Source organism: Pseudomonas sp. FFPRI_1, assembly GCF_055384485.1.
Genome location: NZ_AP029168.1, coordinates 5,687,133 through 5,711,878 on the forward strand (window position 1 = coordinate 5,687,133; position 24,746 = coordinate 5,711,878).

20 protein-coding genes and 1 pseudogene are annotated in these 24,746 nt (G+C 62.8%); 9 read left to right on the top strand and 12 right to left on the bottom strand.

All coding sequences use genetic code 11. The annotated features are described in order from the left end of the window. Positions 1–235: 235 nt before the first annotated feature. From ACZ5BO_RS25145 to ACZ5BO_RS25155, 3 genes are all read left to right on the top strand, one after another. The gene (locus ACZ5BO_RS25145; protein WP_464696858.1) at positions 236–862 is read left to right on the top strand and encodes a response regulator; all 627 of its coding nucleotides are present in this window, start codon (positions 236–238) and stop codon (positions 860–862) included. A 43-nt stretch (positions 863–905) separates the two neighbouring features. Continuing rightward, a complete protein-coding gene (locus tag ACZ5BO_RS25150; protein ID WP_464696859.1) occupies positions 906–2,633 on the top strand; it encodes a response regulator in 1,728 nt (575 codons plus the stop codon). A gap of 184 nt (positions 2,634–2,817) precedes the next feature. Next, a complete protein-coding gene (locus ACZ5BO_RS25155) occupies positions 2,818–5,766 on the top strand; it encodes an HD domain-containing phosphohydrolase (protein ID WP_464696860.1) in 2,949 nt (982 codons plus the stop codon). Positions 5,767–5,772: 6 nt separating this feature from the next. Here the strand turns inward: ACZ5BO_RS25155 and ACZ5BO_RS25160 are convergent, their stop codons facing one another. Next, entirely contained in the window at positions 5,773–6,255 is a 483-nt protein-coding gene (locus ACZ5BO_RS25160; protein WP_025127207.1) for a GAF domain-containing protein, read from the bottom strand. Then, complete coding sequence (locus tag ACZ5BO_RS25165) at positions 6,252–7,142, bottom strand: ATP-binding protein (protein WP_464696862.1); 891 nt, start codon at positions 7,140–7,142, stop codon at positions 6,252–6,254. Before ACZ5BO_RS25165 ends, ACZ5BO_RS25160 begins: the two co-directional genes overlap by 4 nt. A 165-nt stretch (positions 7,143–7,307) precedes the next feature. Here ACZ5BO_RS25165 and ACZ5BO_RS25170 point away from each other — a divergent pair, with 165 nt between their 5' ends. Next, positions 7,308–9,629 (top strand): hybrid sensor histidine kinase/response regulator, encoded by a 2,322-nt coding sequence (locus ACZ5BO_RS25170; protein WP_464696863.1) that lies wholly within the window; start codon positions 7,308–7,310, stop codon positions 9,627–9,629. On the opposite strand, the gene ACZ5BO_RS25175 is transcribed toward ACZ5BO_RS25170, so the two are convergent. The 3 genes from ACZ5BO_RS25175 to msrB form a co-directional block, all read right to left on the bottom strand. Next, positions 9,613–10,074, bottom strand: a complete 462-nt coding sequence (locus ACZ5BO_RS25175; RefSeq protein WP_464696864.1) for a MarR family winged helix-turn-helix transcriptional regulator — start codon at positions 10,072–10,074, stop codon at positions 9,613–9,615. The two genes, ACZ5BO_RS25170 and ACZ5BO_RS25175, sit on opposite strands and share 17 nt — an antisense overlap. Beyond that, on the bottom strand, positions 10,071–10,556 hold the full coding sequence (locus ACZ5BO_RS25180; RefSeq protein ID WP_025127203.1) for a glutathione peroxidase: 486 nt from the start codon (positions 10,554–10,556) through the stop codon (positions 10,071–10,073). The genes ACZ5BO_RS25175 and ACZ5BO_RS25180 overlap by 4 nt, the downstream gene beginning before the upstream one ends. A 102-nt stretch (positions 10,557–10,658) precedes the next feature. Beyond that, a complete protein-coding gene (msrB, locus tag ACZ5BO_RS25185) occupies positions 10,659–11,051 on the bottom strand; it encodes a peptide-methionine (R)-S-oxide reductase MsrB (RefSeq protein ID WP_025127202.1) in 393 nt (130 codons plus the stop codon). A gap of 224 nt (positions 11,052–11,275) precedes the next feature. Between msrB and ACZ5BO_RS25190 the strand changes: the two genes are divergently transcribed. Together ACZ5BO_RS25190 and htpX are read left to right on the top strand one after the other, a co-directional pair. Beyond that, positions 11,276–12,487 carry a pyridoxal phosphate-dependent aminotransferase gene (locus ACZ5BO_RS25190; RefSeq protein ID WP_025127201.1) on the top strand — a complete coding sequence of 404 codons (1,212 nt, stop codon included), beginning with the start codon at positions 11,276–11,278 and terminating at the stop codon, positions 12,485–12,487. Between the two features lie 303 nt (positions 12,488–12,790). Beyond that, positions 12,791–13,678, top strand: a complete 888-nt coding sequence (gene htpX / locus ACZ5BO_RS25195; RefSeq protein ID WP_025127200.1) for a protease HtpX — start codon at positions 12,791–12,793, stop codon at positions 13,676–13,678. A 70-nt stretch (positions 13,679–13,748) separates the two neighbouring features. On the opposite strand, the gene ACZ5BO_RS25200 is transcribed toward htpX, so the two are convergent. Then, positions 13,749–14,414: a thiopurine S-methyltransferase gene (locus ACZ5BO_RS25200; RefSeq protein WP_464696865.1), complete on the bottom strand. Its 666-nt coding sequence runs from the start codon at positions 14,412–14,414 to the stop codon at positions 13,749–13,751. A gap of 102 nt (positions 14,415–14,516) precedes the next feature. Here ACZ5BO_RS25200 and ACZ5BO_RS25205 point away from each other — a divergent pair, with 102 nt between their 5' ends. Further along, on the top strand, positions 14,517–15,284 hold the full coding sequence (locus ACZ5BO_RS25205; RefSeq protein ID WP_464696866.1) for a DODA-type extradiol aromatic ring-opening family dioxygenase: 768 nt from the start codon (positions 14,517–14,519) through the stop codon (positions 15,282–15,284). Positions 15,285–15,357: 73 nt separating this feature from the next. Here ACZ5BO_RS25205 and ACZ5BO_RS25210 read toward each other — a convergent pair. Continuing rightward, positions 15,358–17,065: pseudogene (locus tag ACZ5BO_RS25210) on the bottom strand (DEAD/DEAH box helicase). Positions 17,066–17,451: 386 nt separating this feature from the next. On the opposite strand from ACZ5BO_RS25210, the gene ACZ5BO_RS25215 reads away from it, so the two are divergent. After that, positions 17,452–18,243 (top strand): crotonase/enoyl-CoA hydratase family protein, encoded by a 792-nt coding sequence (locus tag ACZ5BO_RS25215; protein ID WP_464696867.1) that lies wholly within the window; start codon positions 17,452–17,454, stop codon positions 18,241–18,243. Positions 18,244–18,316: 73 nt separating this feature from the next. Here ACZ5BO_RS25215 and ACZ5BO_RS25220 read toward each other — a convergent pair whose 3' ends face one another. Beyond that, complete coding sequence (locus ACZ5BO_RS25220) at positions 18,317–19,072, bottom strand: spermidine synthase (RefSeq protein ID WP_025127195.1); 756 nt, start codon at positions 19,070–19,072, stop codon at positions 18,317–18,319. 161 nt (positions 19,073–19,233) lie between these two features. Between ACZ5BO_RS25220 and ACZ5BO_RS25225 the strand changes: the two genes are divergently transcribed. Beyond that, positions 19,234–20,580, top strand: coding sequence for a class II 3-deoxy-7-phosphoheptulonate synthase (locus ACZ5BO_RS25225; protein WP_464696868.1), 1,347 nt, complete (start codon positions 19,234–19,236; stop codon positions 20,578–20,580). A gap of 67 nt (positions 20,581–20,647) precedes the next feature. On the opposite strand, the gene ACZ5BO_RS25230 is transcribed toward ACZ5BO_RS25225, so the two are convergent. The 4 genes from ACZ5BO_RS25230 to ACZ5BO_RS25245 form a co-directional block, all read right to left on the bottom strand. Next, positions 20,648–21,862 (bottom strand): winged helix-turn-helix domain-containing protein, encoded by a 1,215-nt coding sequence (locus ACZ5BO_RS25230; protein ID WP_464696869.1) that lies wholly within the window; start codon positions 21,860–21,862, stop codon positions 20,648–20,650. Positions 21,863–21,926: 64 nt separating this feature from the next. Then, a complete protein-coding gene (locus ACZ5BO_RS25235) occupies positions 21,927–22,148 on the bottom strand; it encodes a DUF1127 domain-containing protein (RefSeq protein WP_025127192.1) in 222 nt (73 codons plus the stop codon). A 130-nt stretch (positions 22,149–22,278) separates the two neighbouring features. Continuing rightward, the gene (locus ACZ5BO_RS25240) at positions 22,279–23,181 is read right to left on the bottom strand and encodes a hypothetical protein (protein ID WP_464696870.1); all 903 of its coding nucleotides are present in this window, start codon (positions 23,179–23,181) and stop codon (positions 22,279–22,281) included. Next, the gene (locus ACZ5BO_RS25245) at positions 23,178–24,737 is read right to left on the bottom strand and encodes a thiaminase II/PqqC family protein (RefSeq protein WP_464696871.1); all 1,560 of its coding nucleotides are present in this window, start codon (positions 24,735–24,737) and stop codon (positions 23,178–23,180) included. Before ACZ5BO_RS25245 ends, ACZ5BO_RS25240 begins: the two co-directional genes overlap by 4 nt. Positions 24,738–24,746 lie beyond the last annotated feature (9 nt).

A 24,746-nucleotide genomic window follows, 5' to 3' on the forward strand; every position in this document is an offset into this window, starting at 1 on the left:
CCGGCCGCCCTCCCCCGAGGGCGGCCTTTGTTGCTCCCCTTCCGGGACGGTTCTCGTCCACGGAAAACAGCCCTCTGGCCTTAATTGACTTCCATTAATTACGACCAACTGTAATACCTCCCCTTATTCGATGTAGGACCTGTCTTAGATTGTCCTCATCAGCACTTTCGCAACTATTTCCTCTCCAACAGCTGGGCTACTGTTCGAACTTTCTATCGGTTGGCAAGAGGCCCGCATGCACTCGGTATTTATCATTGATGATCATCCCGTCATACGTCTGGCCATTCGTATTCTGCTGGAACACGAGCGATACAAGATCATCGGAGAAACCGATAACGGAGTCGACGCGCTGCAAATGGTCCGCGAGTGCGAACCGGACCTGATCATTCTCGACATCTGCATTCCCAAGCTCGATGGCATGGAGCTTCTGGAGCGTTTCAGCAATATGCCCAAACCCTTGCGAACCCTGGTCCTGACGGCTCAGTCGGCGGCGCTGTTCGCCAACCGCTGCATGCGCGCCGGGGCCAGCGGCTATGTCTGCAAACAGGAAGACCTGAGTGAATTACTGAGCGCCATCAAGGCCATCTGCAGTGGCTACAACTATTTCCCCAGCCAGGCATTGCACGCTACTCGGGCAGCGCCCGGGGCAACTTTTGAGTTGGCCCAGTTCAACGCGCTGAATGATCGCGAGTTGATGATCATGCAACTTTTCGCCATGGGGCAAACCAATAAGGAAATAGCCAGCGGCATGTTTCTCAGCCATAAGACGGTCAGTACTTACAAGAAGCGCATCATGCAGAAACTGGCGACCACATCCATGAGTGTCCTGGTGGATATGGCCAAGCGCAATGAGCTGATATGAAGGGTCCCCCCCTGTTCACCAGGCCGCTCCGGGGCTGCCGGTCATGACGGACATCTTCCTGCAACCCGCCATGATCGCTCTGTGTGCCTCGCTATTGGCCGTCTTGCTCGGCCTGGCCTGGCTGTACCGACAGCTGCGCCAACAGGAACGGGCATTGCGTAGCGCACGCCGGGTGCTGCAGACACTGGAGGCCGGCAAGCAGCAGGTCGAGCAGGCCAACCAGGTGAAAAACCAGTTCCTGGGCACTGTCAGCCATGAAATCCGCACCCCGCTGAATGCCTTCATCGGCCTGCTGGAACGGGTAGTGCAACGCACCCCGGCGAACGCTGACGATCGCTCGGCCCTGGAGTTGGCCCTGGGCACCGCCCGGGATCTGCGGGAGCTGCTGGGCGACCTGCTGGACCTCACCAGGATCGAGTCGGGGCAACTGTCGCTGAAGCAGGAATGGACCAGCCTGGGAGAAAGCGTCCGCTCGGTGATGGAAAGGTTCCAGGTGCTGGCGCAACAGAAAGCCCTCCGGCTCGATCTCGAACTCGAGATGCCTGATCCCGAGCCCCTGGTTCTATTGGACGCCCTGCGCTTCAAACAGGTGCTGTCCAACCTGTTGAGCAACGCGATCAAATTCACCCGCCAGGGAGAGGTGCGCATCAGGCTGCAATTGCTGCCCGAGGAACACCCGGGGTATTTCAGCCTGCTCCTGCAAGTGCTGGATACCGGGATCGGCATCCCCGAGCAGCAGCGACACCACCTTCTGTTGCACCCCTTCGCCCAGGTCGATGCGGCAAACCAGTCTCCACGGGACAGCACCGGGCTCGGCCTGCCCATCAGCCATCACCTGTGCCAGAAGATGGGCGGCAGCCTGAGCCTGCACGGGCGCGACGGCCCTGGCAGCGAAGCGCGGGTCCGGCTGGCGCTGGCCGGCAAGGTGATGCCCCCCATCCCCACCAAGGAAGCCTTGCCGACGCATCCGCACCTGCCCCTGAATATCCTGGTGGCGGACGACCATCCCGCAAACCGGATGCTGCTGCAGGGACAACTGGAACAGCTCGGGCATCGGGTCACCTGTGCCGAGGACGGGCTGCTCGCATACCGGCTGTGGAAGATCGGCGACTTCGACCTGCTGATCATCGATTGCAACATGCCCATCATGAATGGCTACCAACTGGCCAGGGCCATACGCCGCAGCGAAAACCTGCAACAGCGCCCCGCCGTCACCCTGCTAGGGTGCAGCGCCTGCTCCGCTGCGCACACGGTCCAGCGCTGCCGGGAGGCCGGGATGCTCGACTGCCTGCCCAAGCCTCTGGGCCTGCACTTGTTGAGCCAGCAATTGATGTCCCTGGCCCCCCTGCCCAGAACGGACAGTTTCAGCATCGACGCCCTGCGCACCCTGACTCGGGGTGTTCCACCCCTCGGGTTGCGCATGCTTGAGGAACTGCTGAGGTGCAGCCACGAAGATCGACAATTGCTGGGCCGCACACCCCGTGACAGCCCTCGAGAACTGGCGGCACTGGCCCACAAGATCAAGGGGGCGGCACTGATGGTGGGCGCCGGCCCGCTGCAGCGTGGCTGCCAATCCCTGGAACTGGCCTGCCTGGACCCGGCCGCGGCAGAACAGATCAATGACGCAACCCGCACGCTGGACCTGGCCCTGGTGCAGTTCATCCAGTCCCTGCACCGGCACATCGAGGCCCATCCACCGCCCGATCTGGTACCTGGCGCCTTGCCTGAAGCCGTCCCTGCAAGGCTCGACAACCCCACCAATCGAGGATGATGTGGCCCTCTTGCCAGATCAATATCAAAAGGCCAGTATCTGATCGCCACGCCCCACCCCCGCAGCTCCCGTCCATGGCTTGCCCGGCCTGCCTGCCCTCCAGTCAAGGTCAGGGCAGGGAGTGCCTGGCTTAACTATGCTTGGGTCGTGAGCCATGCCTCATGTGCCTTTGGAGAGAATTGGAATGCCGAGCACGCCAGCGCCCGTACAACGTCGCTTTCCTCTCCACATCCACATCAGTGCGATGTTCACCCTGCTGCTGCTCCTGACGGGTGTGGTGCTGGGCATCTACAACTACCAGCAGACCACCCGCATCATCCTCGGCAGCAGTGAAAAACTCTTCCAGCGCATCGAACAGGATGTGCGCAGTGACCTTAAATCCACCTATGAACCCATCCGCCATCTGCTCAGCCTGCTGGCACACGCCCAGCCGGCCCAGGCGCCGAACCTGGCTGAGCGCCTGGCACTGCTCAAGCCCTTCAGCCAGTCGCTGACAGACACCCCCGACCTGGCCTCGCTGTACCTGGGCTATGCCGACGGTGACTTCTTCATGGTGCGCCCCCTGCGCACCGCCCAGCTCAGGGACAAGCGCCAGGCCCCGGAAAAAAGCGCCTTCGAAGTCTGGAGCATCGAGCGCGACGCCAGCACCGGCCAGGTGCACTCACAGTCGCTGTTCTATGACATCGACCTGCAGCAGGTCGGGCACCTGGAACATCCCGACGAGCGCTACGACCCGCGAACCCGCGACTGGTTCGTCAACGCCCGGGGTGACACCGACCAGATCACGACCCGCCCCTATGTGTTCTATTCCACCCTCAATGTCGGCACGACCCTGGCCCGACGCAGCGGCAAGATGGCGGTCCTCGCCGCCGACCTGACCCTCGAACAACTGTCCGCCACCCTGGCCAAGCACCGGGTCACCCCCACCACCGAAGTGGCCTTGCTGGACGATCAGGGCAACGTCGTGGCCTACCCCGACAGCAGCAGGCTGCTGACCGAGCAGCGTACCGCGCGCCTGATCAAGGGCAATGACCTGAACCCGATGCTCGCGGCGCTGTTGCATGACCAGACCGTGGACGGCCACTTGCAGGTCCAGGACCGCAGCTGGATCGTTGCCAGCACTCATATCGCCGAGGGCGGTCCTGGCGGATTGCAATTGGCCTTGCTGGTGCCCGAGGACGAACTGCTGGCCGACGCCTACCGGCTGCGCTGGCGAGGCGCGCTGATTACCCTGGCCACCCTGCTGCTGTGCCTGCCCCTGGGCTGGTTGATCTCACGCATCCTGGTGCGGCCGCTGCACACCCTGGTGCAAGAAGCCGACGCCATCCGCAGCTTCGACTTCAACTACCCGGTATCGCGCCGCTCGCCAGTACTGGAAGTGGATCAATTGAGTGTGTCCATGGCCCGGATGAAGGACACCCTGGCCAGCTTCTTCGAGATCAACGCCAGCCTCTCCGCCGAGACCCGCTTCGATCCGCTGCTGCAACGGGTGCTGTTTGAAACCGTGAAGATCGCCCAGGCCCAGGCCGGCCTGATCTACCTCTGCGAAAGCAAGGGCACGCACCTGGAGCCCCACGGGCTGATCATCGACGGGCAACCCCAGGACCTCAGCGCCTTTGCCATCGAGACCCTGGGGCTGACAAGCAGCGACTCCCCCGAGTGGTTGCAGCAATTGACCCGTGGCGACAGCGTGGTCACCACCCTGGGATTCGACCAGGCTGGCGACCTGCAAGGCATCCTGCTGGCCCTGGACAGTCCCAGCACGCACCTGGTGGGCATTCGCCTGCGCAACCGGCACCACGAGACCGTGGGCATGCTCCTGCTGTTTTTGGTGGACAGTGGCGCCGAGGCCGACCTGGACAAGCTCAGCCCGGACCGCATCGCCTTCATCCAGGCGGTGTCCGCCACCGCGACCCTGTGCATCGAGAGCCAGCGCCTGCAGAACAAGCAGAAGCAGTTGCTCGACTCCTTCATTCAGTTGCTGGCCGGGGCCATCGACGCCAAGAGCCCCTACACCGGCGGGCACTGCCAACGGGTACCGGCCCTGACGCTGATGCTGGCGCAGGCCGCCGCCGACAGCCAGGCCCCAGGATTCGCCGACTACCAGCCCACCGAGGACGAATGGGAAGCCCTGCACATAGCCTCCTGGCTGCATGATTGCGGCAAGGTCACGACCCCGGAATACGTGGTGGACAAGGCCACCAAGCTGGAAACCCTGAACGACCGCATCCACGAAATCCGCACTCGCTTCGAGGTGCTCAAGCGCGACGTCTGGATCGACTACTGGCAGGCCCTGGCCCAAGGCGCCGAGGAAGAGCAGCAGGCGGCCGAGCGTACAGCGCGCCTGCAGGCCCTGGATGAGGATTTTGCCTTTGTCGCCCGTTGCAACCTGGGGACGGAGTTCATGGCCGAGGCCGACCTGCAGCGCTTGCAGAACATCGCCCGGCGTACCTGGAGCCGCACCCTGGATGATCGCCTGGGGGTTTCCTGGGAGGAACATCAGCGCCAGGAACGCACCCCGGCACCGAGCCTACCGGTACTCGAACCGTTACTGGCCGACAGGCCCGAGCACTTGCTGGAGCGCAGCGCCGTGGACGTCCTCGCCCCCGACAACCCCTGGGGCTTCAAGCTCCAGGTGCCGGAGCACAAGTACAACCGCGGTGAGCTCTACAACCTGAGCATCCCTCGCGGCACACTCACCGCCGAAGAGCGTTATGTGATCAACCACCACATCGTGCAGACCATCATCATGCTCGAACACCTGCCCTTCCCCAGCCACTTGCAGAGCGTGGCGGAGATCGCCGGCGGCCATCACGAGAAAATGGACGGCAGCGGCTACCCGAAACAGCTCAAGCGCGAGCAGATGAGCCTGCCGGCGCGAATGATGGCCATCGCCGACATCTTCGAGGCCCTGACCGCCGCGGACCGCCCCTACAAGAAGGGCAAGACCCTGAGCGAAGCGCTGAACATCATGGCCATGATGTGCCGCGACGCCCACATCGATCCGCAACTGTTCGCGTTGTTCATCGAGCAGCGAATCTACCAGCGCTACGCCGAGGGCTTCCTGACGCCACAACAGATCGATCCGGTGGATCAGCAAGCGCTGCTGAAAAAGGCCGGACTGACCACCTGAAGGGCCTCAGCAGTCGCTCAAGCGCAGGAAGATCGCCGCCAACTGTTCGATCCCGGCCTGGTCCACTTCGCTGAAGCGAGCCAGCTCCGGGCTGTCCAGGTCCAGCACGCCAATCAACCGACCGTCCTTGACCAGCGGCACCACCAGTTCGCTGTTGGACGCACTGTCACAGGCTATGTGCCCGGCAAAGGCATGCACGTCGTCCACCCGCTGTGTCTGCAGAGTGGCCGCGGCCGTGCCGCAAACCCCACGGCCGAAGGGGATCCGCACGCAGGCAATCTGCCCCTGGAAGGGGCCGAGCACCAGTTCCTGGTTGCGGTTGAGGTAGAACCCGGCCCAGTTCAGGTGATCCAGTTGGCTGAACAGGAAGGCCGAGAACTGCGCGGCATTGGCGATGAAGTCGCGCTCGTCGGCCAACAGCGACTCCAGCTGGGCGCACAGCAGCCCGTAGCCGTCCAGACCTTGGCCGGCGTGTTTCAGATCGATCATGCTTTTTGCTCCAACAACTGCAGGCCCACCCAGTAGCGGGCAAATTGATAGGCACACCGGCCATTGCGGTTGCCGCGCCCGGTGGCCCAGCGCACTGCCAGGATGTCCAGCGCCTCGTCACGCTGCCAGCTCAGGCCGGCCTTGCTCGCCAGCTCGCCAATCCAGTGCTCGACCACGTTGAGGAAGTGTTCCTGGGTGAAGGGATAGAACGACAGCCACAGGCCGAAACGGTCCGAAAGGGCAATCTTGTCTTCTACTGCCTCACTGGGGTGCAGTTCGCCGTCGACACGCTTCCAGTTCTCGTTGTCGCTCTCCTTCTCCGGTACCAGGTGCCGACGGTTCGAGGTGGCGTACAGCAGCACATTCTCCGGTGCCTGCTCCAGGGAACCGTCGAGCACGCTCTTGAGTACCCGGTAATCGCCCTCGCCGGACTCGAAGGACAGGTCGTCGCAGAACAGCACGAAACGCTGGGGCAGCTTGACCAGTTGCTCCACCACCCGCGGCAGGTCCGCCAGGTGGTCACGCTCGATCTCGATCAGGCGCAGGCCGCCCTTGGCATGCTCGGCCAGCAAGGCGCGCACCAGGGAGGATTTACCGGTGCCACGCGAGCCCCAGAGCAAGGCATGGTTGGCCGGCATGCCGTCGAGGAACTGTTGAGTGTTGCGTGCCAGTTGCTCGCGCTGCTTGTCGACCCCGATCAGGTCGCTCAGGCGCATGTCCAGGCTGACTTCCAGAGGCAACAGGAAGCCGTTGCGCCCCTCACGCTGCCAGCGGGCAGCCAGGCACTGGTCCCAGTCGATGGTCTGGCGCGGGGTAGGCAACAGGGGTTCGATCCGGGCCAGGACCGCATCGGCACGTTCAAGAAATGCAATCAATCGGGCATCCACGACTTTTCCTCAGGCACGTTCAGGGTAATGATGCGGCACACAGACGAAACGCAGTCCTGATCCCAGGGTCTATCGCCTTATCAGCTGCTGCCAGGCCAGGCCGGCAACCAAAGATGATCAGCTATGCTTGCGCAGCGAAGGGAAACGAAAGTGGTTCAGCCCCCCATGGATATCAAGTTCACCAACCGCCTGTCCTATAAACAGGCCCGGCTCACCGTGCTGGTGGGTTTCATTCTGGGGACCGCGCTCAGTCTGCTGCAAATCGGCATCGATTATGCCAGCGAAGACGCCTCCATCAATCGTGAAATCCACTCATTGCTGGAAATCAGCCACAACCCGGCCTCGCGCATTGCCTACAACATCGACTCCGAGCTGGCTCAGGAACTGACCCTGGGCCTGCTGCGCTCCCCGGCGATCATTCGCGCGCAACTGATCGACAACAACAATACCCTGCTGGCCAATGTCGAACGGCCCGCGCAGCAAAGCCGCTACCGCGCCATCAGCGACTTCCTGTTCGGCGCCGACCGGCAATTCGAAGACCGCCTGTATCTGAGCCACCTGCCTGAAGAGTCCCTCGGCACCCTGCACCTGGATGTCGACACCTACGCCTTTGGCAGCCGCTTTCTCAAACGTGCCGAAATCACCCTGATCAACGGCTTCGCCCGTAGCCTGATCCTCACCGGGATTCTTCTGGCGCTGTTCTACGTGATGCTGACCAAGCCCCTGGTGGGGGTGATCCGCGAACTCAGCAGTCGTGACCCGCGCAGCCCGCAACAGGCCAAGCTGGACTGTCCCCCCGGCCACGAAAACGACGAGGTCGGGGTGCTGGTCAAGGTCGCCAACCAACAGTTCGACATCATGGCCACGGAAATCCAGCAGCGGCGCAACGCCGAGAACCGCCTGACCGAGTACCTCGGGCAGCTGGAGAACATCGTCTCGGCCCGCACCATCGAACTCAAGGCCAGCAATGCCCGGCTCAGCCAGTCCAACGAAGAACTGGAAATCGCCCGACGCACCGCCCTCGACATGGCCCAGGCCCGTGCCGCCTTCCTGGCCAACATGAGCCACGAGATCCGCACCCCGCTCAACGGCCTGCTGGGAATGATCGCCCTGTCCCTGGACAGCCCGCTGAACCCCGAGCAACGCCAGCAGCTGTCCATCGCCCACGACTCCGGCAAGGTCCTGGTGGAGCTGCTCAACGATATTCTCGATATGTCCAAGTTCGATGCCGGGCAGCTGGAGCTGGAGCGCATCCCCTTCGACCTCGGGGTGCTGGTGGAGGACACCGCCAATTTGCTCTCGCAAAACGCCGCAGCCAGTGTCGAGCTGACCTGCCTGATCGCCCCGGACTTTCCCGCACTGGTGCTGGGCGACCCGATGCGGGTGCGGCAAATCGTCAGCAACCTGCTGTCCAACGCCCTCAAGTTCACCCGCTTCGGCCGCGTCGACGTGCGTCTGAGCACCCTGGGCGACGGCGTGCGCATCGAGATCTGCGACACCGGCATCGGCATTGCCCAGGAGGCCCAGGTCAGAATCTTCCAGCCCTATACCCAGGCGGGCGCCGGCATCACCCGCCAATACGGTGGCACCGGCCTGGGCCTGGCCTTGACCTACAACCTCTGCGAAGCCATGAACGGCCGCTTGAGCATCAGTTCGGAAGTCGGCTTTGGCAGCCAGTTCTGCGCCGACCTGCCCCTGCCGTGCCACACCCCCGCGGCCAGCCCGCCTGCCCTGTCCGGCAAGGTCATCGCCATCACTGACGTGGGCAGCGGCCTGGCTGAACTGCTGGCCAGCCTGCTGCCCAGCTGGGGCCTCGACTATCAGCGCTGCGACATTGAAGACTCCCTGGCCGGAATCAACCCCGACCTGCTGATCACCGATTGCCCGGAGTGCCTGTTCGGCCTGCGCCCGGCCATCGCCGCGCCGATCCTGCTGGTGACCGCCTATGGCAGTTTCCTGCCCAGCGAAGAAGCCAGCGCCCTGGCACCGTTGCAGCAGCAGGCCCGCCCTTTGGCGCGCAACGCCCTGTACCAGACTCTGCGGCGCTCGCTGCTGGGACAGACCGTGACCCTCAACGACGCGCAGCTGGAGATGCCGACGCCGCTGCGTCGGGCGAACATCCTGCTGGTGGAGGACAACCCGGTGAACCAACTGGTGGCCAAGGGCATGCTGAGCAAGCTCGGTTGCGCGGTGACCGTCGCCGCCCATGGTGCAGAGGCCCTCAATCAGCTGGAGCAGCATGGCTTCGACCTGGTGCTGATGGACTGCAACATGCCGGTCATGGACGGATACGAGGCCAGCCGGCAGATCCGCCGCAGTGGACGCTGGCCGGACCTGCCGATCATTGCCCTGACCGCCAACGCCATGCCCGAAGAGCGCGAGCGCTGCCGCGCCGCCGGCATGAGCGACTACCTGGCCAAGCCCTTTCGCCGTGAAGAGCTGATTGCCTTGCTGGACCTGTGGGTGCCGACTACGACAAGGCTCTGATCTGTTGCAACAGGTGATCGAGACCGTCACGCAACTGGTCCAGGCTGTTCAGGTCGACCCCGCTTTCGCACAGCAGCGCCGCCTTGAGCGGCGGCACCTGATCGCGCAGGGCCAGGCCGGCATCACTCAGGCTCAGGTGCACCTCGCGCTCATCGCGCCCGGAACGCCGGCGCTGCACCAACTGCAGCTGTTCCAGGCGCTTGAGCAAGGGCGTCAAGGTGCCGGAGTCCAGGGCCAGGCGCTCGCCCAGGGCCTTGACCGTAGGCAGCGTCGGCGGCGCTGCCTGCCACTCCCAGAGCACCAGCATCACCAGGTATTGCGGGTAGGTCAGGCCCAGGCGCTCGAGCATCGGCTTGTAGCCCCGGACCACCGCCCGCGAGGCAGCGTACAGCTTGAAGCACAGCTGGGAATCGAGCTTCAGGGCATCCACGGACACGCTGTTCATTTGAGCAGGGCTTCGATCTCGCGGCTCAGGTCCTGGGGCTTGGTGGCCGGAGCGAAGCGCTTGACCAGCTGGCCGTCCCGGCCGATCAGGAACTTGGTGAAATTCCACTTGATGCCCTGGGAGCCCAGGACCCCGGGGGCACGCTTCTTCAACTGGACGAACAATGGGTGGGCATCGCTGCCATTGACCTCGACCTTCTTGAACAGCGGGAAACTCACGCCGTAGTTCAGTTCGCAGAATTCGGAGATCGCCCCTTCATTGCCCGGTTCCTGCTTGCCGAACTGGTTGCAGGGGAAGCCCAGCACCACCAGCCCCTGGTCCTTGTAGGTCTGCCAGAGTTCTTCAAGCCCCTTGTATTGAGGAGTGAAGCCGCATTTGCTGGCGGTATTGACCACCAGCACCGCCTTGCCGGCGAAGTCCGCGAGGGTCTTGTGCTCACCCTTGATGGTGGTGCAGGGAATAGTCAGCAGGGCATCGGTCATGGCAGCGGCTCCATTCGTGGAAAGAGGCGATAAAAATAGCGCCCAATTAGATTGCGTGCAATTTAAATGGACGAAAGACGACTCCCAAGAGTCGCCTCCGCCTCAGCGAGGCACCAGGTCCAGGCACACCGAGTTGATGCAGTAGCGCAAGCCGGTGGGTGGCGGGCCATCGGGGAATACGTGGCCCAGGTGGGCATCACATTTGGCGCAGACCACTTCGGTACGGATCATCCCGTGGCTGATGTCGCGGATCTCGATCATCGCGCTGTCGGCAATGGGCTGGTAGAAGCTCGGCCAGCCGCAGCCCGAGTCAAACTTGGCCGAGGAGTCGAACAACGGCTCATTGCAGCAGATGCAGTGATAGACCCCATCGGTCTTGGTGCCGTTGTACTTGCCCGAGAAGGGCCGTTCGGTGCCCTTGAGCCGGCAGACGTTGTACTGCTCCGGATCGAGCATCGCCCGCCATTCTTCCAGGGTTTTTTCCAGCTTTTCCATGGTCCTTCCTCTGCAACGGAAAAAGCCCGATCTGTGTCTTTTCCACGGATCGGGCGGCACGTATGATTGCGCCTCGTCAGACGTCAGTCTGGCAGCCGCGTTACACCCATTCAAACGGATTTTGCCGCAGCCGGTGCGGGCTACACGCCGGTGTGACACGGCAGGATTCCCAGTACGGTAGTTCATCCTCCGCCTGGATCGTTCATTTTCGGGAACACATTGCCATGCAGGTCAGCAAATCGAACAAGCTCGCCAACGTCTGTTATGACATTCGCGGCCCAGTGCTCAAGCACGCCAAACGCCTGGAAGAGGAAGGCCATCGCATCCTCAAGCTGAACATCGGCAATCCGGCGCCTTTTGGTTTCGAAGCGCCGGACGAGATTCTCCAGGACGTGATCCGCAACCTGCCTACCGCCCAGGGCTACAGCGACTCCAAGGGCCTGTTCAGTGCGCGCAAGGCGGTGATGCAGTACTACCAGCAAAAGCAGGTGGAAGGCATCGGCATTGAAGACATCTACCTGGGCAACGGCGTCTCCGAGCTGATCGTGATGGCCATGCAGGCCCTGCTCAACAATGGCGACGAAGTGCTGGTCCCGGCCCCCGACTACCCGCTGTGGACCGCGGCAGTGAGCCTGGCCGGCGGCAACCCGGTGCACTACCTGTGCGACGAGCAGGCCAACTGGTGGCCGGACCTGGCCGACATCAAGGCCAAGATCACCCCGAACACCAAGGCCCTGGTGATCATCAACCCGAACAACCCCACCGGTGCGGTGTACCCCAAGGAAGTGCTGCTGGGCATGCTGGAACTGGCCCGCCAGCACAACCTGGTGGTGTTCTCGGACGAGATCTACGACAAGATCCTCTACGATGACGCCGTGCATATCTGCACCGCCTCCCTGGCCCCGGACCTGCTGTGCTTGACCTTCAACGGCCTGTCCAAGTCCTATCGAGTGGCCGGTTTCCGTTCCGGCTGGGTGGCGATCTCCGGTCCCAAGCACCACGCCCAGAGCTACATCGAAGGCATCGACATGCTGGCCAACATGCGCCTGTGCGCCAACGTGCCGAGCCAGCATGCAATCCAGACTGCACTGGGCGGCTACCAGAGCATCAACGACCTGGTGCTGCCGCCCGGCCGGCTGCTGGAGCAACGCAACCGCACCTGGGAGTTGCTCAACGACATTCCCGGCGTCAGCTGCGTGAAACCCATGGGCGCGCTGTATGCCTTCCCGCGGATCGATCCGAAGGTCTGTCCGATCCACAACGACGAGAAATTCGTCCTTGACCTGCTGCTGTCGGAAAAACTCCTGGTGGTACAGGGCACCGCCTTCAACTGGCCGTGGCCGGACCACTTCCGCGTGGTCACCCTGCCGCGGGTGGATGACCTGGAGCAGGCCATCGGCCGGATCGGCAGCTTCCTCAAGTCCTACCGCCAATAGCCCCGATATCGCAGTGCGATCCTTGAACGATCGCACTGCGATTAATTCAGCAACACATCTTCGCTGCCCTGCCCCAGCCCCCTTCTATAAGCTTGCACTTTCCGTCCACCCCACTGTCACAAGGTCTGCACGGCAGCCAGGGGATGACGGCGTCTCGCGATTGGTCATGACGCTGCAATGCAAGCGTCTAGACTCGGCCTATGCGACACAGTTTGAAATAGAAGCCGTATTGAATAGCCCGTTGCCGCACCTTATATACCCCGCAGTACGCGACATCTTTAGCTTGAGGAGATTTCTACAACCATGATGCGAATCCTGCTGTTTTTGGCCACTAACCTTGCGGTCGTGCTGATTGCCAGCATTACCCTGAGCCTCTTCGGCTTCAACGGGTTCATGGCGGCCAATGGGGTTGATCTGAACCTCAATCAGCTGCTGATTTTCTGTGCGGTCTTTGGTTTTGCCGGTTCGCTGTTCTCGCTGTTCATCTCCAAGTGGATGGCGAAGATGAGCACCAGCACGCAGATCATCACTCAACCGCGCACCCGCCATGAGCAGTGGTTGTTGCAAACCGTTGAGCAACTGTCCCGCGAAGCCGGGATCAAGATGCCCGAGGTGGGCATTTTCCCAGCCTACGAGGCCAACGCCTTTGCCACCGGCTGGAACAAGAACGACGCCCTGGTGGCGGTCAGCCAGGGCCTGCTGGAGCGCTTCTCACCCGATGAAGTGAAAGCGGTGCTGGCTCACGAGATCGGCCACGTCGCCAACGGCGACATGGTGACCCTGGCGCTGATCCAGGGCGTGGTGAACACCTTCGTGATGTTCTTCGCGCGGATCATCGGCAACTTCGTCGACAAGGTGATCTTCAAGAACGAAGAAGGCCAGGGCATGGCCTACTACGTAGCGACCATCTTCGCCGAACTGGTCCTGGGCATCCTCGCCAGCGCCATCGTCATGTGGTTCTCGCGCAAACGCGAGTTCCGTGCCGACGAAGCCGGTGCCCGCCTGGCCGGCACCAACGCGATGATCGGCGCCCTGCAGCGCCTGCGTTCGGAACAGGGCCTGCCGGTACACATGCCCGACACCCTGAATGCCTTCGGCATCAACGGTGGCATCAAGCAGGGCCTGGCTCGCATGTTCATGAGCCACCCGCCGCTGGAAGAGCGTATCGACGCCCTGCGTCGTCGCGGTTGATCAGCCATAAGGCAACACCCAAAAGGGCGACGCGAGTCGCCCTTTTGCATGGCCACGGATAAACGTACGCTTAGCGGACGCCTTTCCTACCCAGCCGATAGACCCGCTCCACCAGTCGCGTGAGCCCGGCCTGAAGAGACTTCCAGCTCTCGTCGAGAATGTCGCGCTCAACCTCGACAGTCAGTTGCCAATGAGTGCCAAATTGCCGCTCGACCTCATCGTCGAGCACTGCAAACGGCGGTCCGTCCAGCCTGGATTGATCGTAATCCAGAACGATCAACAGCCCCTGGCTGCCTTCCGGTAGCAGGTTATTCACATGGGCGGCGTAGCGCTGGCGCATGTCTGGCGGCAAGGCAATCATCGCCGCACGATCGTACAGCGCCGTGCAATCGGCAATGTCCTCGGCGGTCAAGGCAAAGAAATCGCCACACCAAAGCTGGATTCGACCATGGGCGTAGACCTTGAAGACCCCTTGCTGGCTGATCCGTGGCTGCAGACCGTGCTCGAGAAAGAAATCCTCTACGGCCTTTTCCGCCAACTCGATGCCCAGCACCCTGAACCCCTGGTCGGCGAGCCAGAGCAGATCCAGGCTCTTGCCGCACAAGGGCACCAGCACCCGGCTATTCGCCGTTAGGCCAAGAGCCGGCCAGTACTGTTGCAGGTAGGGATTCACCTCTGCCTGGTGAAAGCCGATCTGATCGCGTTCCCAGCGCTTGTGCCAAAAGTCCGCTTGCATGAGTTGTCCTTAAATTTCGATCAAAAAGCGCTAAAACTTATATTAGATTTAGATCAATGATCTGATTGAAGATGGCGCATCTTAACCTTCAGGACGCCCTTCATGCTCCCTAGCCTGTTCATTTCCCATGGTTCTCCCATGCTGGCCCTGGAACCCAGTGAAAGCGGCCCGGCACTGGCTCGCCTGGCAGCGCAACTGCCCCGCCCCAAGGCGATCCTAGTGGTTTCGGCCCACTGGGAAAGCCAGGATCTGCGGGTCAGCGCCCACCCACACCCGGAAACCTGGCACGACTTCGGCGGTTTTCCGCCAGCCCTGTTCGCCGTGCAATACCCAGCCCCGGGAAAACCCGACCTGGCGGCGCAGGTGGTGCAACTGCTCAAGGCCGACGGCCTGCCGGCACAACTCGACAGCCAACGGCCTTTCGATCATGGCACCTGGGTGCCGTTGTCACTGATGTACCCGCAGGCGGACATCCCGGTCGTTCAGCTGTCGCTGCCCAGCCACCAAGGCCCAGCCCTGCAGACCCGCATCGGCCACGCCCTGGCCAGCCTGCGGGAACAGGGTGTGTTGCTGATCGGCTCCGGTAGCATCACCCACAACCTGCGAGAACTGGACTGGCACGCCGGCCCGGAGAGCGTCGAGCCCTGGGCCAAGGCCTTTCGTGACTGGATGATCGAAAAACTGGCGGCCAACGATGAGCCAGCCCTGCACGACTATCGCCACCAGGCACCCCACGCCGTGCGCAGCCACCCCAGTGATGAACACCTGCTGCCGTTGTACTTCGCCCGGGGAGCGGGTGGGGACTTCAGCGTCGCCCACCAGGGCTTCACCCTGGGCGCGTTGGGCATGGACATCTATCGCTTCGACTGAAATATCGCAGGCAAAAAAAATCCCCGAACCAGTCGGGGATTTTTTATGCCTGATCAATCAACCCGAGGGCCGATCAATCTTCGCGATAGCGACGCAGCTTCAACTGCTTACCGGCAACACGAGTGTCCTTCAGCTTGGCCAGGAGTTTCTCCAGGCCATCTTCCGGCAGCTCTACCAGGGAGAAGCTGTCACGCACCTGGATGCGACCGATCGCTTCACGGGCCAGGCCGCCTTCGTTGAGGATCGCCCCCAGAAGGTTCTTGGCAGCGATACCGTCACGGGCACCCAGGGCAGTGCGGCAACGCGCACGGCCTTCGCCCAGCGGCATTGGCGCACGACGCTCACGGTCACCACGATCAGGACGATCACCGGAACGCTCCGGACGATCGCCACGCGGGGCGCTGTTCGGCACCAGTGGACGCTCTTTCTCGATCGCCGCCAGGTTCAGCGCCTGGCCGTTGGTGGCCTTGCGCAGCAGGGCCGCGGCCAGGGCACGCGGGCTGCAACCGATGTCGGCAGTCAGGCGATCCAGCAGGTCACCGTGGGTCGCTTCGGCGTCAGCCACCAGCGGCGACAGGCTGTTGGTCAGCTTCTTGATGCGCGCATCGAGAACAGCTTGGGCGTCCGGCAGGCGAACTTCGGCAACCTTCTGACCGGTTACACGCTCGATCACTTGCAGCATGCGGCGCTCACGTGGAGTCACCAGCAGCAGCGCACGGCCTTCGCGACCGGCGCGGCCGGTACGGCCGATACGGTGCACGTAGGATTCCGGGTCGTACGGCATGTCCACGTTGAACACGTGGGTGATGCGCGGTACGTCCAGGCCACGGGCGGCTACGTCGGTCGCCACAACGATGTCCAGACGGCCATCCTTGAGGGAGTCGATCACGCGCTCACGCTGGTTCTGGGCGATGTCGCCGTTCAGCGCAGCGGCTTTGTAGCCTTTGGCTTCCAGGGCGCTGGCCAGGTCCAGGGTCGCTTGCTTGGTGCGCACGAACATGATCAGGGCGTCGAAATCTTCAACTTCCAGCAGGCTCAGAACGGCAGAGGTCTTCTGGTCGGCGTGAACCAGCAGGTGAGCCTGCTCGATCGCGGTGACGGTCTGGGTCTTGCTCTGGATCTTGACGTGTTTCGGGTCTTTCAGGTGACGCTCGGCGATGGCGCGGATCGACTGCGGCAGGGTCGCCGAGAACAGTACGGTCTGACGCGACTCAGGCATGGCCTTGAAGATGACTTCCAGGTCATCCATGAAGCCCAGCTTGAGCATTTCGTCGGCTTCGTCGAGAACCAGGTGGTTCACGGTGGCCAGGACTTTTTCGTCGCGACGCAGGTGGTCGCACAGACGGCCCGGAGTGGCGACAACGATCTGTGCGCCATTACGGATTGCTTTCAGTTGCGGGCCCATCGGCGCGCCGCCGTAGACAGCCACAACAGTCACGCCCGGCATTTGCTTGGCGTAGGTTTCGAAAGCGGTTGCAACTTGTAGCGCCAACTCACGGGTTGGGGCCAGGATCAGAGCTTGCGGCTCGCGCTTGGACGGATCGATGCGGTGCAGGATAGGCAGGGCAAAGGCAGCGGTCTTACCGGTACCGGTTTGCGCCTGGCCAATCATATCGTGACCGGCAAGGATGATCGGAATCGACTGCTGCTGAATGGCCGAAGGCTCTTCATAGCCGGTAGCGACTACTGCAGCGACAATATTGGGATGAAGTTCAAGAGCGGCGAAGCCGCCGATTTCCTGGGTCATGGGTCTGCCTCTAAGTGCATCCGCAAAGACCCATGCTCCAAAGCTGCGCATGCCGTGTAAGACTCAAGAGTCACCCTGGCAGCTTTGTCGGCGGGGATTTGCGAAAACGATTGAAAGAAATGAACGTCAAGGATAGTCCGCGCAGCGGACAAGCAGCCGAAGCTGACTTCGGGGAATTGCATCACCTAAACGAGGCCTGGCTAAAGGCCGGCGCGCACTATACCGGAATTACTCAAAAAAGGGAGTTTTTTTTATCGGAAAAGTCCGCTGAACAGCCGATTGTCACGGGCTTTGCAGAGACTTGGGCGGCGCGCTATTTTGCTCAGGCCCGGCACTGCGGGTCAGAACGCTTAAACGGTTCACCTTTATTCTCGAAACCGCTCCTGCAAACGCCCCCTTTGCTAGCCGAGGACAGTCTCAATGAATCCGCCCAATGCCAACTGTGTCAGTCGCCAAGCACTCGGTCATCTGTTTCTCATTGGCCTGGACCGGGTCGCCAAGCGCAACGCCTTCGATCTTGAACTGCTGAATCAACTGAGCCTGGCCTACGGCGAATTCGAAGCCAGCCCCCAAGCGCGGGTGGCAGTGGTGTTCGCCCATGGCGAGCACTTTACCGCCGGACTGGACCTGGCCAATGTCGGCGCCGCCCTGGCCCAGGGCTGGCAGGCACCACCCGGCGGTTGCGATCCCTGGGGCGTGTTCGCCGGGCCACGGGTGAGCAAGCCGGTGATCGTCGCGGCGCAGGGCTACTGCCTGACCATCGGTATCGAATTGATGCTGGCCGCCGACATCAACCTCTGCGCCAGCAACACCCGCTTTGCCCAGATGGAAGTGCAGCGCGGGATTTTTCCCTTCGGCGGCGCAACCTTGCGCCTGCACCAACTGGCAGGCTGGGGCAACGCCATGCGCTGGCTGCTCACCGGCGATGAGTTCGATGCCCATGAGGCACTGCGCCTGGGGCTGGTGCAGGAAGTCATGGCCAGCGAAGACCTGCTGCCGCGAGCCATCGAACTGGCCGAGCGCATTGCCCGGCAGGCGCCACTCGGGGTCCAGGCCAGGCTGCAGTCGGCACGCCAGGCGCGACTGGAAGGGGAAACCGTGGCGGCTCAGGGCCTGCCAGCGCTGGTGCATAAGCTGATGAACAGCGACGACGCCAGGGAAGGTGTGCGGGCCATGCAGGAAAAACGCCCGGGGGAGTTCAAGGGTTGCTGAGCCAGCGGCTAGCCGGTTGCCCCCATCGCCTGCCGCCGACGCCGGAATCGGGCGGCAACAGGCTTGCAAAGGCTCAGGTCGCCGGGCGCAGCGCCTTGATCAGCGGCTGCAGCGAATACCCCAGGCGCGGTGCCAGCGTCTCGGCGCGATCAATCAGCGCCGGCAGGTCCAGCTCCTGGTCCAGGTCGGCCGGGATGATCAGGATCACGTTGCCCTCCTTTACCGGCAGCTCCCAGTAATGGCGGTGAAAGAGCCCGCGCAACAACGCCGCACCCAGGGGCTTGCCGTCATCGGTGGCCCATTGGTTGATCACCAGCCAACCGCCGGGGTTGAGGCGTTTCTGGCAGTTTTCCAGGAAGCCCCAGGCCAGATGCCCGACCCCCGGACCGACATCGGTGTACAGGTCGACGAAGATCAGGTCGGCGGATTCGGCACTGTCCAGCAACTCCAGGGCATCGCCGACTCTTATATAGAGCCGTGGATCGTCATCCAGCCCCAGGTATTGGATGGCCAGGCGCGGCACATCCGGACGCAACTCGATGGCCTCGACATCTTCCAGGGGCAGGAACTTCAGGCAGGCCTGGGTCAGGGTTCCGGCCCCCAGACCGAGAAACAGCGCGCTGTCCGGGGCCTCATGGCACAAGGCCCCGATCAGCATCGCCCGGGTGTAGTCGTACTCCAGCCAACTGGGGTCGGCGGTGAACACGCAGCTTTGCTCGATGGCATCGCCGAACTCGAGAAAGCGGTAATCCGCCACTTCCAATACCCGGATCATGCCGAACTCGTCGTGAACTTCGGCGAGCACACGCTCGACGCGCTCCTCAGTCATTTCATCTCCTAGTCGCGCAAGCCAAGAACCTTGCCGGCGCGAGAAACCAACCACTCGGCAGCGAGCGGGAAAGGCGCGATTGTCGGCCAAGCAAGAGGAGCAGGTCACGTACTAATTTACTGCTAACATGCCCCTCCCACCGTAAAGCACTCGAGTCCGTGATGAGCCAACCCTGGAGCCCTGACAGCTGGCGCGCCCTGCCGATCCAGCAACAACCCCACTACCCCGACGCAGCGCACCTTCTACAGGTCGAGCAGACCCTGGCCAGCTATCCGCCCCTGGTGTTTGCCGGGGAAGCCCGAGAGTTGCGCCGTCAGTTCGCCGAGGTGACCCAGGGCCGCGCCTTCCTGCTGCAAGGCGGCGATTGCGCCGAGAGCTTCGCCGAGTTTTCCGCGGCAAAGATCCGCGACACCTTCAAGGTGCTGCTGCAAATGGCCATTGTCATGACCTTTGCCGCCGGCTGCCCAGTGGTCAAGGTTGGCCGCATGGCCGGTCAGTTCGCCAAGCCGCGCTCGGCCAACGACGAAACCATCAACGGCGTGACTCTGCCGGCCTACCGCGGCGACATCGTCAACGGTATCGGTTTCGATGAGAAAAGCCGGGTGCCGGACCCGGACCGCCTGCTGCAGTCCTACCACCAGGCCACCGCCACCCTCAACCTGCTGCGGGCCTTCGCCCAGGGCGGTTTCGCCGACCTGCACCAGGTGCACAAGTGGAACCTGGACTTCATCGCCAACTCGGCCCTGGCGGAAAAGTACAGCCAACTGGCCGACCGTATCGACGAGACCCTGGCCTTCATGCGCGCCTGCGGCCTGGACACTGCGCCGCAACTGCGCGAGACCAGCTTCTTCACGGCTCACGAAGCGCTGCTGCTCAACTACGAGGAGGCCTTTGTCCGCCGCGACAGCCTGACCAACGACTATTACGACTGCTCCGCCCACATGCTCTGGATCGGCGACCGTACCCGGCAGTTGGACGGCGCCCATGTGGAGTTCCTGCGAGGGGTGCACAACCCGATCGGGGTCAAGGTCGGCCCAAGCATGAACACCGAGGAACTGATCCGCCTGATCGACATCCTCAACCCGAGCAACGACCCAGGCCGCCTCAACCTGATCGTGCGCATGGGCGCCAACAAGGTGGGCGATCATCTGCCGCGACTGATCCGTGCGGTGGAAAGCGAGGGCAAGCAAGTGCTCTGGAGTTCGGACCCGATGCACGGCAACACCATCAAGGCCAGCAGCGGCTACAAGACCCGGGACTTCGCGCAGATCCTCACCGAGGTGAAGCAGTTCTTCCAGGTGCACCAGGCCGAAGGCAGTTATGCCGGCGGTATCCATATCGAGATGACCGGGCAGAACGTCACCGAGTGCATCGGCGGGGCGCGACCTATTACCGAAGACGGCCTGTCGGACCGCTATCACACCCACTGCGACCCGCGGATGAATGCCGATCAGTCGCTGGAGCTGGCGTTCCTGATTGCCGAGACCCTGAAACAGGTCAAGCGCTAAGCACACTTTCGCCGGCAAGCCCGCTCCTACCAGACGGATGTAGGAGTGGGCCTGCCCGCAACGCTCTTCACCCCAGCACCTCACGCAGGCGTTGCGCGCCATCACGTTGGCAATTGAGCTGAATCTGTTCCAACCCCAGCCAGTCGGCCATCTTTCGCAATTGCAGGGCCAATGCCCGGACGCCCTCTTCGTCCAGACCGAATGGCTCTTCATGCACCGCATGCACCGCCAAACGCCCCTGGGCCCGCTCCGCCCGCAGGTCGACCCGGGCGGCAATCCGCTCGTTGTGCAAAAACGGCAGCACGTAATAGCCATAGACCCGCTTGTGCTGAGGCGTGTAGATCTCCAGGCGGTAGCGGAAATCGAACAGCCGCTCGGTGCGGCTGCGCTCCCAGATCAGGGAATCGAAAGGTGACAACAGCGCGCTGGCTTCGACCTTGCGCGGCACCCGCGCCTCGGGCAGGCAATAGGCACTTTGCTTCCAGCCCTGGACCTCACAACGCATCAGTTCGCCGGACTCGCACAACTCGGCAAGCCGCGCGCGACTATCGCCGGGATCGAGGCGAAAGTAGTCCCGCAGGTCCTTTTCCGTGGCCACCCCCAATGCCCCGGCCGCCTGCAGCAGCAACCGGCGCTGGGCCTGGGCTTCCTCCAACGGCATCTGCTGGAGGATCGCCGCCGGGATCACCCGTTCCGGCAAGTCATACAGGCGCTCGAAACCGCGACGGCCGGACACCGTCACCTCACCAGCGGCGAACAGCCATTCCAGGGCATGCTTTTCATCGCTCCAGTCCCACCAGGGGCCGGCCCGTTGTTCGCGGGTGGAAAGGCTGCCGGCCCCCAGCGCGCCCTGCTCCTCCACGGCCGCCAGCACCCGGCGCAGAGTGGCCTGGCGTTCCTGGCCGAAACGCGCCAGTTGCGAGTAGATACCCTGCCCCTGGCGTGCGCGCTGCATGCGCCAGCGCATCAAGGGGTACATGGACATCGGCAGCAGCGAGGCCTCATGCCCCCAGTACTCGAACAAGGTGCGCTGGCGCCCCTGGCTCCAGGCGGCCTGATCGAGCAACTGCTGTGGATAACTGCCAAGACGGGAAAACAGCGGCAAGTAATGGGCGCGCACCAGGGCGTTGACCGAATCGATCTGCAACAAGCCCAGGCGCTCGATCTGCTGATTGAGTCGGGAGGCCTTGATCGAGGCCGGCGGCTGGCGCCCGCCGAAGCCTTGGGCGGCCAGCGCCAGCCGGCGTGCCTGCTTGAGCGAAAAAGAAGGTAGTGCGGGCATGGGCGTCTCCTTGTCTGCCCGCACGCTAGCGCACCCTGGCCCGGCTTGTGTAGTGGCCACCGGGTTATTTGTGCATTGGGTCGTCCCAGAACGGGCGGACCGCTTCATGCTCCACATCCGCCCGGCTCAGCCCCAGGTCATGCAGGGCCGAATCGCTCAGGCCGGCAAGCATCCGGCGCTCCTGCGCCAACGCGTGCCAGCGGACCACCTGGCGCCATAGTGCACGTAACGACAACGCCTGAATTGGCAGTTTGTGAACCAGCAGATAACCCTTTTGCGCTTTCATGATCCTGTCCTCCAGTGGGGATGAGCACAGTCTCTTCCCCGAACAAGGATCAATCCAACGAATGTTTCTTATGCAATACATCTTAGGTTTTGATGCCTTGGTTCCCCGCCGACGTTTCCAGGGTGCGCTTTCAGATCCGGTAATCCCCCGGCCAGCCACCCAGTGGGTCGCGACCGAAACCATCGAGGCTGGCCGCCGCCGAATCTTCACAGGCCAGCAGGCTGTAGCCGCCAAGATCATCGGGTAGCGGCAGAGCCGAAGGGGGGGTCAGCACAATGGACGGGTGCAGTTGCCCGAGCAACTCTTGCACCGTGCTGCTGACTGCGGGCCGGGCGCCGTTGATGGCCAGCACCGCCGCCTGCGGGGTCAGGGCTTCGGCAAGGACGGTGTAGCCATGGTTGCTGCAACTGACCGGCAACCGGTGTTCCTGGCGCTGTTCCTCGATGACTCGGGCCGGCTGCTCCTCCACCGACAGGACCACCCCGCAACAACCGGTTGCAGCAATGATCCGCGCATTCGGGTAGTGGTTTCGCAGGCTGGTGTAGGTGGACTGCTTGCCGGTGAGCACAATCAGGCCATCGCGCCCATGAAACTGCCGCACCAGCTCTGCCGAGGATTCCTCGCTGACCCGCAGCCAGTCCTGTACGCCAAGCACGGCCGCCAACTCGGCAATCACTGCACTGGCCTCCTGATAACGGTCGTCACGCACCGACACCGTGGTCGGTATGCCCATCAAGGCAAAGGGCGCGGCACGGCGGATTGCATGCAGGCAAAAGCCGTAATAGGGCAGCAGGCACAGGACTTCCTGGCCATAGCCGTGGGCCGCCCCCTGGTCATCCAGGCTCTCCTTGGCGCGAATCAGCCCCCAGCGAAACAGCGACAGGAGCTCGCTGTGCAGTACATCGCGCCACTTCTCCAGGGCCATCCTAGGCTCCGGCAAGCGCCGGGCCAGGGCCTCGAAGTCATCACGTTCGAACAGCAATTGGTGCAACGGCGCCAGGGGCTCCAGGCTCTGGAAATAGGGCTGGTTCATGTTGCGCTCCAGCCCTGGCGTTGCAGCACCGCGTCCTTGCCGGTGCAATAGTGCTGGCGAATGCCATCCAGAAAGCTCCAGGCCAGCGATGGCAACATGGCCGCGCGGGCCACCGAGTCGTGGCCCACCTCGCCCCGCGCCAGCAGGTACTCGATATTGAGCGACGGCCGCTGATCGTGGCCCAGTTCGTCATCCAGTTCATCATGGGCTGCCATGGCCCCCAGCAACGCTGCGCAACGCGGGTTGTTGGCGGAAACCTGGGAGTAGAAACGCAAGTGACGATCATCGCCACGGCATTCGCTCAGGCTCTTTTGCAGGTAGGTCGAACCGATCAGGTAGCCCTTCCAGTCATGCCGTGCCAGGTCGCTGAGATAACCGACAAAGGCCGTGGTGGTCGGCAAGGGCCGCATCGCTTGCGGGCGCCGGACTCCCAGCTCGCGCAACCTGGGCTTGAGGATATCGCAGTGGGTCAGCTCATCCTGCAAGTGCTGCAACAGGTTCTGGCGGATTCGCGCATCCTGGCAGGCGGCGATGGCCGGGCTGACATGCCGGGTAGCCGAAGCCAGGTAGTGATAGTTCTCCAGCATGTAGCCAATGATCAGCTCATCCGTGCAGCCATCGGTCATCTGCTGCCAGAGGGCGTGGCCGTCCACCGACACCAGCCAGTCGGTGGTCATCTGCTCGATGGCCAGCACACTGTCGGCGCTGAAGCTCTGGCCGTTGAGCAACTGCTCATGGACCTGGCTGATCAGCGCGCCAAAAGGCGTCGGGCTCATGACCAGTTGCGACATCCGCTGCCCCAGGGCATAGCAGGACGCGACGACGGTATCCGCCGGGTTGTCGTCGCCGGACCGCTCGCCGTTGATCAGGCTCATCACGCTGGAGGGCCAGACTGGCAAGCCCTGGAAAATCTCCACCTCCTGGGGTGAATCGACAGCGTGCAACAGCGGGTCTAGCCCCTCCTCGGCCACCAGTTGCGCGGCGGTGACGATAGAGCTGGCACACCCCTGCTCCAGCGCGGACAGCCAACGGTAGATCATCTCGCTCAGGCTGCAGACGGCATTAAGCACAGTAGCCACCGCCGGCGCGGGGTGACAATCCTGGGTGCGCACTGCCTTCTTCCAGTTGTCCGAATGCCCGTACTCGAGGTCGGTGGCGAAATGGCCCAGGACCTTGTCCGTGGCCTTGCGGCTCAACAGGTTGTGGCCCACCAGCAGTTCATGCCAGCCCAGCACCGCCTCCTGTTCCACCGAGGAATGCTCCATGAAACCGGAGCAGGCCGCCGACACCAGCTCGCCCATGGCCGCGATCTGCCGGGACAGGTGAATCCATTCCAGGGTCGCGGGCAAGGGCCGAGCCAGCCTGACCATGTCGCCGGAACAGCCGATCAGGTCCAGGGCTTCATTGAAGAACTGCGCATGGTCCCACTCCTCCAGCGCATGCTTGGACAGCATCAGGGAAATCGGCGACAACCCTATGCCCGGACTGACCGAGGGGCACATCCTCGACGCCGCGGCAGCCAGGTAATGCCGGGTTTCCAGGATATAGGCATACAACGCGGCTTG

Excerpts from the sequence above, each read along its gene's own strand:
- ACZ5BO_RS25180 (WP_025127203.1), bottom strand. The coding sequence starts at position 10,556 with ATGACCGATGCCCTGCTGACTATTCCCTGCACCACCATCAAGGGTGAG.
- htpX (WP_025127200.1), top strand. The coding sequence starts at position 12,791 with ATGATGCGAATCCTGCTGTTTTTGGCCACTAACCTTGCGGTCGTGCTG.
- ACZ5BO_RS25145 (WP_464696858.1), top strand. The coding sequence starts at position 236 with ATGCACTCGGTATTTATCATTGATGATCATCCCGTCATACGTCTGGCC.
- ACZ5BO_RS25235 (WP_025127192.1), bottom strand. The coding sequence starts at position 22,148 with ATGAAAGCGCAAAAGGGTTATCTGCTGGTTCACAAACTGCCAATTCAG.
- ACZ5BO_RS25160 (WP_025127207.1), bottom strand. The coding sequence starts at position 6,255 with ATGATCGATCTGAAACACGCCGGCCAAGGTCTGGACGGCTACGGGCTG.
- ACZ5BO_RS25205 (WP_464696866.1), top strand. The coding sequence starts at position 14,517 with ATGCTCCCTAGCCTGTTCATTTCCCATGGTTCTCCCATGCTGGCCCTG.
- ACZ5BO_RS25220 (WP_025127195.1), bottom strand. The coding sequence starts at position 19,072 with ATGACTGAGGAGCGCGTCGAGCGTGTGCTCGCCGAAGTTCACGACGAG.
- ACZ5BO_RS25230 (WP_464696869.1), bottom strand. The coding sequence starts at position 21,862 with ATGCCCGCACTACCTTCTTTTTCGCTCAAGCAGGCACGCCGGCTGGCG.
- ACZ5BO_RS25200 (WP_464696865.1), bottom strand. The coding sequence starts at position 14,414 with ATGCAAGCGGACTTTTGGCACAAGCGCTGGGAACGCGATCAGATCGGC.
- ACZ5BO_RS25170 (WP_464696863.1), top strand. The coding sequence starts at position 7,308 with ATGGATATCAAGTTCACCAACCGCCTGTCCTATAAACAGGCCCGGCTC.
- ACZ5BO_RS25150 (WP_464696859.1), top strand. The coding sequence starts at position 906 with ATGACGGACATCTTCCTGCAACCCGCCATGATCGCTCTGTGTGCCTCG.
- ACZ5BO_RS25175 (WP_464696864.1), bottom strand. The coding sequence starts at position 10,074 with ATGAACAGCGTGTCCGTGGATGCCCTGAAGCTCGATTCCCAGCTGTGC.
- msrB (WP_025127202.1), bottom strand. The coding sequence starts at position 11,051 with ATGGAAAAGCTGGAAAAAACCCTGGAAGAATGGCGGGCGATGCTCGAT.
- ACZ5BO_RS25225 (WP_464696868.1), top strand. The coding sequence starts at position 19,234 with ATGAGCCAACCCTGGAGCCCTGACAGCTGGCGCGCCCTGCCGATCCAG.
- ACZ5BO_RS25190 (WP_025127201.1), top strand. The coding sequence starts at position 11,276 with ATGCAGGTCAGCAAATCGAACAAGCTCGCCAACGTCTGTTATGACATT.
- ACZ5BO_RS25155 (WP_464696860.1), top strand. The coding sequence starts at position 2,818 with ATGCCGAGCACGCCAGCGCCCGTACAACGTCGCTTTCCTCTCCACATC.
- ACZ5BO_RS25240 (WP_464696870.1), bottom strand. The coding sequence starts at position 23,181 with ATGAACCAGCCCTATTTCCAGAGCCTGGAGCCCCTGGCGCCGTTGCAC.
- ACZ5BO_RS25215 (WP_464696867.1), top strand. The coding sequence starts at position 17,452 with ATGAATCCGCCCAATGCCAACTGTGTCAGTCGCCAAGCACTCGGTCAT.